The sequence below is a fragment of the Amycolatopsis speibonae genome (assembly GCF_042647925.1).
GTDB lineage: Bacteria > Actinomycetota > Actinomycetes > Mycobacteriales > Pseudonocardiaceae > Amycolatopsis > Amycolatopsis speibonae.
The window spans coordinates 21,243-33,784 of record NZ_JBHRWK010000016.1 but is presented as its reverse complement, the minus strand read 5'-3'; the positions used below and the strand labels follow the sequence as shown (position 1 = coordinate 33,784).

The following is a 12,542-nucleotide window of genomic DNA, read 5'->3' as shown; positions in this document are numbered from 1 at the left end:
ATGCCTTCGGAAGAGCAGTACGTCGACTACCTCAAGCGGATGGCGGCCGACCTGCGGGAGAGCCGCCGCGAGCTGGCGGACGCGCGGGAGAAGGAGACCGAGCCCATCGCGATCGTCGCGATGAGCTGCCGGTTCCCCGGTGGCGTCCGCACCCCGGAACAGCTGTGGGAGCTGGTCGACGGTGGCGGCGACGCGATCTCGCCGTTCCCCGCCGACCGCGGCTGGGACACCGACGCGATCCACGACCTCGACCCGTCCGTCCCCGGCACCAGCTACGTCCGCGAAGGCGGCTTCCTGCATGACGCCGCGGAGTTCGACAACGAGCTGTTCGGCATCTCGCCCCGGGAGGCCGAAGCGACCGACCCGCAGCAGCGGCTGCTGCTGGAGACGGCGTGGGAGGCCGTCGAGCGGGCCGGGATCGACCCGCATTCGCTCAAGGGCAGCGCCACCGGCGTGTTCGCCGGTGTCGGATTCACCGACTACGCGTCGCGGCTGTCAGCACTGCCCGAGGAACACGAGGGCTACCTCGGCATCGGCACCTCCGGCAGCGTCGTGTCCGGCCGCGTCTCCTACGCGCTCGGCCTCGAAGGGCCGTCGGTGTCGATCGACACGGCGTGCTCGTCTTCGCTGGTCGCGGTCCATCTCGCCGCCCGCGCACTGCGGTCGGGGGAGTGCACGCTGGCCCTGGCGGGCGGCGTCACGGTGATGGCGACGCCGGGCGCGTTCGTCGAGTTCTCGCGGCAGCGGGGGCTCGCGCCGGACGGCCGCTGCAAGCCGTTCGCGGCCGCCGCCGACGGCACGAACTGGGCCGAGGGCGCCGGGATGCTGGTGCTGGAACGCCTTTCCGACGCGCGCCGCCACGGTCATCCGGTCCTCGCGCTGGTCCGGGGCAGCGCGGTCAACTCCGACGGCGCGTCCAGCGGCCTGACCGCGCCCAACGGCCCCTCGCAGCAGCGCGTGATCCGCGCCGCGCTGGCGAACGCCGGAGTCGAGGCGTCCACTGTGGACGTCGTCGAGGCGCACGGCACCGGCACCGCGCTGGGTGACCCGATCGAGGCGCAAGCCCTGCTGGCCACCTACGGCCGGGACCGCGAAACGCCGTTGTGGCTGGGTTCGGTGAAGTCCAACATCGGCCACACCCAGGCCGCCGCCGGACTCGCCGGGATCGTCAAACTGGTCGAAGCGATGCGGCACGCCACGCTGCCCGCGACCCTGCACATCGACGCGCCGTCCCCGCACGTGGACTGGGCGGCGGGCTCGGTGGAACTGCTCGCCGAACCCCGCCCGTGGGCCGCGTCCGACCGGCCGCGCCGGGCCGGTGTGTCGTCGTTCGGGATCAGCGGCACCAACGCGCACGTCATCCTCGAACAGCCGTCCGAAGAGGCCGCAGCGGACCGCGAGATCGTGGCGCCGCCGGTGGTTCCGTACGTGCTGTCCGGTGCCTCGCCCACCGCGGTCCGCGCGCAGGCGGCCGCTCTGTTGTCCACTGTGGACGAATCCGGCGCCGAGCCGGTCGACGTCGCGCTCTCCCTCGCCACCACTCGCGCCGGGATGGAGCACCGCGCGGTCGTCACCGGGGCGGATCGCGCCGAGCTGGCCGCCGGTCTCCGCGCCCTCGCGGGCGGCGAAGCGGGCACAGTCACCGGCAGCGACACCGCCGGACGCCTGGCCGTGCTGTTCACCGGCCAGGGCTCGCAGCGGCTCGGTATGGGACGCCGTCTCCACGAGTGTTTCCCGGTGTTCGCCGATGCCTTCGACGCGGCTTGCGCGCACCTTCCCGGCGTGCGGGATGTCGTGTTCGGCGCCGACGCCGCCCGGCTCGACCGCACCGAATTCGCCCAGCCCGCCCTGTTCGCGTTCGAGGTCGCGCTCTTCCGGCTCGTCACCTCTTGGGGCGTGAGCCCGGATTTCCTCACCGGGCACTCGGTCGGGGAGATCGCGGCCGCGCACGTCGCCGGGGTGCTTTCCCTGGAGGACGCCGCTCTTCTCGTCGCTGCCCGCGGCAAGCTGATGCAGGCGCTGCCCGAGGGCGGCGCGATGATCGCACTGGAGGCGACCGAGGACGAGGTCCGCCCGTACCTGTCCGCCGACGTCGCCCTCGCGGCGGTCAACGGCCCGCGCGCGGTGGTCCTGTCCGGCGCCGAGGCCGCGACCACCGCCGTCGCCGAACGCTTCCCGGGCCGTCGCACGACCCGCCTTTCGGTGTCCCACGCTTTTCACTCGGCGCTGATGGAGCCGATGCTGGCCGAGTTCGCCGCGGTCGCGCGGACCCTGACCTACCGTGAGCCCACGATTCCGGTCGTCTCGACGCTGACCGGCGAGACCGCCGACAGGCTCACCGATCCGGAGTACTGGGCCGAGCACGTCCGCGGCACCGTCCGGTTCGCCGACGCGGTGGAAACCCTGCACGGCCAAGGCGTCACGACGTTCCTCGAACTCGGTCCGGACGCAGGCCTGACCCCGATGGGCCGCTCGGTCCTCCCTGACGGCGCGGTCTTCGCCGCGGCCCAGCGCAAGGACCGCGATCAGGCCGCCACGCTCGTCACCGCGCTGGGCCTCGTCCACGCGCACGGCGCCCGCGTCGACTGGTCCGCCTACCTCGGCGGCAGCGGCGCACGCGTGGTCACGCTGCCGACCTATCCCTTCCAGCGCAAACGGTTCTGGCTGGAAGACCCGGGCGCGGACGTGGTCGCCGCCGAGGACGGCCGGTTCTGGTCGGTCGTCGAATCCGGCGACGTCGGCGAGTTCGCCGCCGAACTGAAACTGTCCGACGTCGAAGCGCCGCTCGGCACGGTCCTGCCCGCGCTGTCGCGTTATCGCCGTGTCCGGTCGCTGGCGGCCGAAGCGACGTCGCTGGCCTACCACGTCCGCTGGCAGCCCTTCACTCCCGCGACGACCACGGCCACCGGCCGCTGGCTGCTCGTCACGTCGACCCAGGAACACCCGTGGATCGAGACCGCTCTTGAGACCTTGTCCGGTGCCGAAGTGCGGCGGCTGGTCGTGGAGCACCCCGATCGCCTGGAGCTGCCTGACGAGTCTTTCGACGGCATCCTGTCCCTGCTGGCCCTCGACGAGACCGAGACCGACGGACTGTCCTTCGGCGCCGAAGCCACCATGGCGCTGGTCCGGGCGCTGGCCGCCCGCGATCCGCAAGGTCCACTGTGGACGCTCACCCGCGGCGCGGTCTCGATCGGCGCCCACGACGCGCCGGACTCACCCGCCCAGGCCCAGCTGTGGGGCTTCGGCCGCGCGGCGGCGTTGGAGAACCCGCAGGCGTGGGGCGGTCTCGTCGACGTCCCGGCCGAGCCGGGGGAGCGGACCGTCGCCCTCCTGCGCGGAGTCCTCACCGGTCCTCGTGGTGAGGACCAGGTCGCCGTCCGGGCCACCGGAGCCTTCGGCAGGCGGCTCGCCCACGCCGAGCCCACCGAGCCCAAACGGTCCTGGCAGCCGCGCGGCACCGTGCTCGTCACCGGCGGCACCGGCGGCCTCGGCGGGATCGTCGCCCGCTGGCTCGTCGAAAACGGCGCCGAACATGTCGTTCTCGTTTCGCGTCAAGGAGAAGCCGCGCCCGGTGCGGCCGACCTGGCGGGCGATCGCGTGACCATCGCCGCCTGCGACGTCGCCGACAAGAACGCCCTCGCGGCCGTCATCGAGCCGGTCCGTGACGACCTCCGCGCGGTCTTCCACCTCGCCGGCGTCCTCGAACTCGGCCTCATCGAGTCGATGGACCGCACGCGCTACGCCGACGTCCTGCGCCCGAAGGTCGCCGGGACGCGCAACCTCGAAGAGCTGACCGAAGGCCTCGACCTCGACGCCTTCGTCTTGTTCTCGTCGATCGCCGCCTCCATCGGCAACGCGGTCCAGAGCGCTTACGGTGCCTCGAACGCGTACCTCGAAGCCGTCGCACAACGGCGCCGCGCGAACGGCCTGCCCGCGACGTCGATCGCGTGGGGCCGCTGGGGCAAGGTCGGCATGGGTGTCGGCGCGGACCTCGACGAAATGCTCAGCGGACTCGGGGTCCCGGCCATGGCGCCGGAGACCGGTCTGGTCGCGCTCGGCCAGGCGCTGGACCGTGACGAGACCGCGCTGACCGTCGCCGAGCTGACCTGGGAGAAGTTCGCCCCGCCGTTCGCCGCGCTGCGCCCGAGCCCGCTGCTGGCCGACCTTCCCGAGGTCGTCACCATCGCCGAGGCCGAAGCCGCCCAGGCAGCCGAGGGCGCGGAAGCCGCCGACGCGTGGCGGACCCGGCTCGCCGGGCTTCCCGAGGCCGAACGCGAACGCGTCATCACCGAACTGGTCCTGACCCACACCGCCGCCGTGCTCGGGCACACCGACGGCGTCCCGGCCGGGCAGCAGTTCACCAAACTGGGCATCGATTCGCTCACCGCCATCGAACTGCGCGGCCGGATCAACACCGAGACCGGGCTGGCGCTCCCGCCGACGATGGTGTTCGACCACGCGACCCCGGCCGCGCTCGCCGCACACCTGCTGGCCGCGCTCACCCCGGCCGTGCGGGAGACGCGGACCGTCGTCACCGGGCCGGCCGCCGCGGGCCAGGACGTCGCCGTCGTCGGCCTCTCCTGCCGCTTCGCCGGCGGCAGCGACACCCCGGAGAAGTTCTGGCAGAACCTCGTCCAGGGCAAGGATCTGGTCCGCGAGGTCCCACCGGACCGCTGGACCGCCGCCGACTACTACGACCCCGACCGCACCGCGCCGGGCAAGGCGTACACGCAGCAGGGCGCGTTCGTCGACGACATCGCCGGCTGGGACGCGGCGTTCTTCGGCCTCTCGCCGCAGGAAGCGCGACGGCTCGACCCGACCTTCCGGCTGCTCATGGAGCTGGTGTGGGAAGGCATCGAGGACGCCGGGCTCACCGCCGACGAACTGCGCGGCAGCCGCACCGGCGTGTTCGCCGGGCTGATCGACACCATGCAGTACAGCATGCGGCAGCTCGAAGCCGACGGCATGGACGCGGCCGACGACCCCTACTTCGGCCTCGGCAGCTCGCTTTCCGCCGCCGCCGGGCGCATCGCGCATCTGCTCGACCTGCGCGGGCCCTGCCTGACCGTCGACACCGCCTGCTCGTCGGCGCTGAGCGCGGCGCATCTGGCCGTGCAGAGCCTCCGGCGCGGCGAATGCGACATCGCGATCGTCGGCGCCGCGTCGGCGATGATCAACCCGGACGTCTTCATCCAGTCCTGCAAGATGAGCATGCTCGCCGTCGACGGCCGCACCAAGACCTTCGACGAGAGCGCCGACGGCTACGTCATCGGCGAGGGCGGCGGCGTCGTCGTGCTCCGCCGGGCGGGCGAGGTCGGCCCATCCCACCGGACCCGCGCGGTCATCCGCGGCACCGCGACCAACCAGGACGGCCGCAGCAACGGGCTCACCGCGCCCAACCGCGCGGCGCAGAACGCGGTCATCCGCGCGGCGCTGGCCGACGCCGGGGTCACCCCCGACGAGATCGGTTTCGTCGAGGCGCACGGCTCCGGCACGCAGCTCGGCGACGCGATCGAGTTCACCGCGCTCGGCGAGATCTTCGGCGAACGGAACGCGCCCGAGCCGCTCTACGTCGGCGCCGTCAAGACGAACGTCGGCCACACGCTCGCCGCGGCCGGTATGGCCGGGCTGATCAAAACCGTGCTGTCGCTGGAAAACGGCACCCTGCCGGGCAACCTGCACATGAGCACGCCGAACTCGGTGGTCACCGTGGACGGCACCGTGCGCCCGGTCCCCGCCGCGCGGCCGTTCCCGGCCAACGGCGCCGGGATCCTGCGTGCGGGCGTCAGCTCCTTCGGCTGGTCCGGCTCGAACGTGCACTTCGTCCTCGACCAGGCCGCGCCCGCGCCGATGCCCGCCCCGGGCCCGGACTGGCAGCTGCTCACGGTTTCCGGCCAGAGCGAAGCCGGTCTGCGCGCCAACGCGGAGGCGCTGGCCGGAAACCTGACCGGAGAACTGGCCGACGTCGCCTTCACCACCCAGGCCGGGCGTAGCGCGCTCCCGCTTCGTAAGGCGGTGCTGGTGCGCGATCACGCCGACGCCGTCGCGGCCCTGCGCGCGGTCACCGGCGGCGAGGTCGTCACCGACAAGCGGCGCTTCGGCCTGCTGCTGCCCGGCACCCGCCGCGCGTGGCAGGGCACCACCGACGAGCTGTACCGCACCGAACTCGCGTTCCGTGCCGCGATCGACGAATGCGCTGCCCTGCTGGACGGCCGCGTCGATCTGCTCGGCGCGCTCTACGGCATGGCCCAGGCCGACGAACGGGCCGTGGTCTTCGCCGTCGAGTACGCCTTCACCCGGTTGCTGACGGCGTGGGGTCTCGAACCGGCCGTGCTGCTCGGACGCGGGACCGGCGAATGCGTCGCCGCGGTCGCTGCCGGGCTGTTCGGCCTCGCCGAGGGCCTCGAACTCGCGCTCGGTGGACCCGTTCCGCAGGCGGGAACCCCGGCGGTGCCGGTGATCTCGCCGCGTACCGGCACGGTGCTCACCGCCGCCGAGGCCGCCGACCCGGCGCACTGGCGGATCGCGGACGAGCGTTTCGAAGACGGCCTGCTGGCGCTGGCCAAGTACGCCGGTGTGCTGGTCGAAGCCGGGCTCGGCGACGACGGCGCCGTGGCGGCCGGCCGCTATCTGCCGCAGACGCCGGTCGTCTCGCTGTTGCCGGAGCCGGTACCCGGGGCCGGACGACAGGCTTGGCTGACCGCGCTCGGCGCGCTCTGGGAGCACGGCGTCCAGATCGGCTGGGCGGACGGCGCCGGACCGGACCGCCGGTTCGTTTCCCTGCCCGGCTACCGCTTCCAGCGCACTCGCTACTGGCCGGAGGTCGCTTCTCGTGGTGGCGGCTGGTCGCTGTCGCAGATGTCCACCGGTGAGCCGCGGCCGGAGACGCCGGTCCGTGACGGGCTGGCCGCGCACACGCCGACGTGGCGCCGGGACAGCACGCGCCGGGTGCCCGCGACGCCGGGCGACCTGGTCCTGTTCGCCGAGCCGGGCTCGTTCGCCGACGGCTTCGCGGCCGCGGCGGAGGCCGCCGGACACCGCGTCACGGTCGCCTCCGAGATCACGCGCCAGGTGCTCGCCGGGGACGGTCCACTCCGGATCGTGCACGCCCTCGGGCTCACCGCCAGCGGCCTCGAATCCGGCTTCTACAGCCTCTTGGAACTCGGCAAGGCCATCGGCGCCGAATGCGCCGCTCGCCGGGTCGACCTGCTCGCGCTGGGACACGGCGGCTTCGACGTCCTCGGCGGGGACGCCACCGACGCCTTCGCCCCGACCATCGCCGCGACGGCAGACGCGATCGCCGCCGAGTACCCGTCGGTCCACGCGCAGTACGCGGACTTCGACCGCGCCGGCGAAAATGCAGCCCAGGCCCTGCACGAACTCGATCTCCTGGCGGCATCCACAGTGGACACAGTGGATGGCGTCGCGGTCGCCGCTTGGCGAGGCGGACGGCGCTGGCTGCGCGGCTTCGACGTCGTCGAGCTGCCCGAAACCGACGACGCACTGGCCTGGAAGCCCGGCGGGACCTACCTGATCACCGGCGGGCTCGGCGTGCTCGGCCTGGCGTTGGCCAGGCGGCTCGCGCCGCTGGGCGTGAATCTCGCGCTGGCAGGCCGCTCCGAACTGCCGCCGGAGGAGACCTGGGACGCCTGGATCTCCGACCACGGTGTCGACGACCGCACGAGTGAAGTCCTGCTGGCGGTGCGCGATCTGCGTGCCCTCGGTGCCGACGTCCTGACGCTGCGAGCCGACGTCAGCGCTCCCGGCGAGGCCGCCGCGCTGCTGGCCGAGGTCCGCGGCTACTTCGGTTACCTCGACGGCGTCGTGCACGCCGCCGGGATCGCCGGTGGCGGCCTGCTGCAGAACAAGACCCGCGAGCAGGCGGCCGCGGTGCTGGCGCCGAAGATCGACGGCACCCTCGCCCTGACCGACGCGCTGCGCGTCGAACCGGTCGACCTGCTGGTCCTGTACTCCTCGACGGTGACGCTCACCGTCGGCGTCGGCGAGATCGACTACTCCGCGGCCAACGCCTTCCTCGACGGGGTCGCCTCGGCCTCGGCGGGGGGACGTGGTCCGGCGAAACAGGTCGTGTCGGTCGCGTGGGGTCCCTGGCAGCTGGACGCCTGGACGTCGTCCGGGCTCTCGGGGTCCGCCGAAGCACAGGAGGGATCCCGCAAGTTCCGCGAGGAGTTCGGCATCGGCGCCGAGGAAGGCACCGAACTGCTCTCGCGGATCGTCGCCTCCGGCGAGCCGCTGGTGACGGTGCTGCCGCTCCCGCTGACCGACGTGCTGGCCGCGCTCGCCCGGATGGGTTCGGTCGACGCGCTGGTCGGCGCCGACGCCGCGATCCCCACCGGCGAGCGGTACCCGCGGCCCGAACTGCGCACCGCGTATGTCGCCCCGCGCACCCCGGCGGAGGTGCGCGTCGCCGCCGCCTGGTGCGACTGCCTCGGCCTGGAAGAGGTCGGGGTGCACGACCCGTTCTTCGACCTCGGCGGCACTTCCCTGATCGGCCTGGTGCTGATCGGCCGCGTCGCCAAGGAGTTCGGCGTCGAACTGGCGCCGGCGAGCCTCTTCGAGAAGCCGACCATCGCCGAATTCGTCACGCTCCTCGGTGAACCCGGCGCGCCGCAGGTGGCCGCCGAACCCGCCGAAGACGTCTCCGCCCGCGGCGAACGCCGCCGCGCCCGCACCGCGAAGCTCCGCAATCGCCCGAGCCGGACCGGAAGGTGAACCACCCCATGACCACGCGAGAACGGGACACCGGCGACGACATCGCGATCGTCGGCATGGCCGGGAACTTCCCCGGCGCCCCCGACATCGGCAAGTTCTGGGCCGACCTGTGCGCCGGCCGCGACGGCATCACCCGGATGACCCGCGCCGAACTGCTCGCCGCGGGCGTCCCCGCCGAAGTGGCCGACGATCCCGCGTTCGTCCCCGCGGCCGGCCTGCTGCCCGGGATCGACCGCTTCGACGCCGACTTCTTCGGCTACAACCGGACCGACGCCGAGCTGCTCGACCCGCAGCACCGGCTGTTCCTCGAATGCGCGTGGCACGCGCTGGAGGACGCGGGCGTCGACCCGGACCGTATCGAAGGCCTGGCGGGGGTGTTCGCCGGCGGTGCTCCGAGCACCTATCTGCTGTCGAACCTGCTGTCCAACGACGTCACCGCGCTGACCGTCGGGCCGGACCAGCTGATCCTGCAGAACGAGAAGGACCTGATCGCGTCCCGGCTGTCGTACGCGCTCGACCTGACCGGCCCGTCGATCAGCGTCCAGAGCTGTAGCTCGACCGCGCTCGCCGCCGTCGCGCAGGGCTGCTCCAGCCTGCTCACCGGCGAGTCCGACCTCGTGGTCTCCGGCTCGGTTTCCGTTGTCGTGCCCCAGGAACCGGGCTACCTCTACCGCGAGGGCAGCCGGTTCGCCCCCGACGGGATCAACCGGATCCTCGACGCGGGCGCCAACGGCAAGGTCCCCGGCAACGGTCTCGGCGTCGTCGTGCTGCGGCGGCTGGACGACGCGCTGGCCGACGGCGACCGGGTCTACGCGGTGATCCGCGGCTGGGCCATCCACCACGAGGGCAACCGCGCGCGGCAGGGGTTCAACCTGCCGGGCGTGCCCGGTCAGGCCGCCGTCGTCGCCGAGGCGATGGCCGCCGCCGACGTCGAACCGGCCGAGATCGACCACATCGAAGTGTCCACTTTGGGCACTCCGTTCGGTGACGTCGCCGAGATCTCGGCGCTGCAGAAGATCTTCGACGTCGACGACGTCGAGCGGATCACGCTCGGCTCGATCGACGCGAACCTCGGGCACATCAACCAGGCGGGTGGCATCGCCCGGCTGATCAAGGCAGCGCTGGCGCTGCACCACGAGAAGCAGCCGCCCGCGGTCAACTTCGAGAAGCCCAACGCGCAGCTGGCCCTCAGCGGTGACAAACTCGTCGTGCCGACGGAACTGACCGACTGGCCGCGCGGTGAGCGGCCTCGGCTGGCCGGGGTCAGCGCATACGGCTTCGGCGGCACCGACGCCCACGTCGTCATCGAGGAAGCGCCGGAGGACTGCCCGGAGCGTCCCGCGGCCCGGCCGTATCAGCTGCTCACCTGGTCAGCGCGGACTCCCGAAGCGGCCGACGCGATGACCGGCAGGCTCGCCGCCGACAGTCCTGAATGGACAGATCTCGCCGACGTCGCCTACACGCTGCACAACGGGCGAAAGGCGTTCGAGCACCGGCGGATGACGGTCGTGTCCTCTGTGGACGACGCCGCCGACGCGTTCGGGTCCGAGACCCGGGTGGTCGCCGAAGCGGACTCGAAGCCGAGGAAAGCGGGCTTCCTGCTCGCCGGTGTCGGTGAGCAGTACCGCGGCATGGCCGGCGGGCTGTACGAGAGCGAGCCGGAGTTCAAGGCCGCCGTCGACGAATGCGCCGCGCTTTTCAAGTCTCATCTCGGCACCGACCCGACGGCGAGCCTGCACGGCGACCGCGGTTCCGACGGCGGGGATCTGGCCCGGTTGCTGGGCCGCGTCACCGACGCCGAGGACGCGTCGCCGTCCGTCACCCAGCCCGCCGTGTTCACCCTCGGCTACGCGCTCGGCCGTCTCCTGCGCGCCTGGGGTCTCCAGCCCTCCGTGCTCGCCGGGTACAGCGTCGGCGAGTTCGCCGCCGCCGCGCTCGCGGGCGCCCTGACGCTCGAAGAAGCCACCGCGCTGGTGGCCACCCGCGCGAAGCTGATCGAGAAGCTGCCCGAAGGCACGATGGCCGCGATCCCGCTGGGCGCCGCCGAACTCACCGCGCTGGTGGGCGACGTGACCGCGTTCGGTGTCGACGTCGCCGCGCTGAACGGGCCGCGGATGATCGTGGTGTCCGGCTCGGGCGACGGCGTCGAGAAACTGGCCGCCGCGCTCGCCGAACACGGCGTCCCGGCCCGGCCGCTGCGCACGACCCACGCCTTCCACTCGCGTGCCCTGCGCCCCGCCGCCGCCGAACTGACCGCTTGGGCACGGAAGAACCTCACCCCGCGCGAGCCCGAAGTGCCCTACCTGTCGAACGTCACCGGCGCGCCGATCACCGCGAAGCAGCTCAACGATCCCGGGTACTGGGCCGAGCACATGTGCCGTCCCGTGCGGTTCGCCGCGATGATCGAGCATCTTGCCAGTACTTCCCCGGATACCGTGTTGCTGGAGCTGGGAGCCGGGCAGTCGCTCGGCTCGATGTTCCGCGGTCACCCCGATTTCCCGCAGACCTCGTGGCCGCTGCTGGTACCCACCCTGCCCGGCGAGGCCGACCCCCGCCAGGACACGGCCGTGCTCACCGAAGCGCTCGGCCGGGCCTGGCTTTCCGGGGCGGACATCGACTGGCGGGCCTATCACGACGGCCGTGACCCGCGGAAGACCACGTTGCCCGGTTATCCGTTCCAGCGCGACCGCTACTGGATCGAACCGACCCAGGCCGCCGCCGACATCGCGCTCGGCGCCCGGTCCACCCGGCCGGTCTACCTGATCGAAGGCGAACTCGACGTCACCGCCCGGGATCTGGCCGCCCGGCTGGGCGCCGACCTGGGCGCGACCGTCGTGTTCGCCGAAGAGCACCCCGGCGGCGCCGACGCGGTGCGGGCCGCCCACGGCCGGCTCGACGGCGTGCTGGACCTGACCACGAGCAACGCAGCCAAGGAGGAACGATGACCCTCGTCGGAGTCGTCGGCGCCGGTGTGATGGGCACCGGGGTCGCGCAGAATCTCGCCACCAGCGGCCACGAGGCCGTGCTCATCGAGGTCGACCCGGGCAAGCTGGCCGACGCCCGCGACCGGATCGAACTCGAATGCCGGATGAGCCGGATGCTCGGCGGTCCGGAGATCGACGCGGCCGCCGTGCTCGGCCGGATCACCTTCGGCACCGAACTCGACCTCCTCGCCGAAGCCGAGGTCGTGATCGAGAACATCACCGAGAACTGGGACCTGAAGTCCCGCCTGTACCCGAAGCTCGACGAGGCCTGCAAAGCCGACACGGTGTTCGTCGTCAACACCTCCGCCATCCCGATCACCAAGGTCGCCGCGCTCACCCAGCGCCAGGACAAGGTGATGGGCGTCCACTTCATGAACCCCGTGCCGATGAAGCCGTCGTGCGAGTTCATCCCCGGCTACCACACCAGCGAGTCCACCAAGGACATCGTCCGCGAGCTGCTGCTGTCGATGGGGAAGAAGCCGATCCCGGTCAACGACGCCTCCGGGTTCGTCTCCAACCGCGTGCTCATGCTCACCGTCAACGAGGCCGCTTTCCTCGTCCACGAAGGAGTCGCGGACGCGGAGACGGTCGACGAGGTGTTCCGCGGCTGCTTCGGGCATCCGATGGGCCCGCTCGAGACCGCCGACCTGATCGGCGTCGACACGATCCTGTACAGCGTCGAGGTCCTCTACGACGAGTTCAACGACAGCAAGTACCGGCCCTGCCCGCTGCTCAAGCAGATGACCGCGGCCGGGCTGCACGGCCGCAAGAGCGGCAAGGGTTTCTACAACTACAGCGGCTGACCACCTCCCTTTGACAAGAAAG

The 12,542-nt window shown here is 72.3% G+C and carries 3 protein-coding genes; all 3 read left to right on the top strand.

Translation table 11 applies throughout. The annotated features are described in order from the left end of the window. The 3 genes from ACFOSH_RS12270 to ACFOSH_RS12260 are packed head-to-tail and all read left to right on the top strand — an operon-like array spanning position 1 to position 12,520. The gene (locus ACFOSH_RS12270; protein WP_378238918.1) at positions 1-8,733 is read left to right on the top strand and encodes a type I polyketide synthase; all 8,733 of its coding nucleotides are present in this window, start codon (positions 1-3) and stop codon (positions 8,731-8,733) included. An 8-nt stretch (positions 8,734-8,741) separates the two neighbouring features. Next, the gene (locus ACFOSH_RS12265) at positions 8,742-11,678 is read left to right on the top strand and encodes a type I polyketide synthase (RefSeq protein ID WP_378238917.1); all 2,937 of its coding nucleotides are present in this window, start codon (positions 8,742-8,744) and stop codon (positions 11,676-11,678) included. Beyond that, positions 11,675-12,520, top strand: coding sequence for a 3-hydroxyacyl-CoA dehydrogenase family protein (locus ACFOSH_RS12260; RefSeq protein WP_378238916.1), 846 nt, complete (start codon positions 11,675-11,677; stop codon positions 12,518-12,520). The genes ACFOSH_RS12265 and ACFOSH_RS12260 overlap by 4 nt, the downstream gene beginning before the upstream one ends. Positions 12,521-12,542 lie beyond the last annotated feature (22 nt).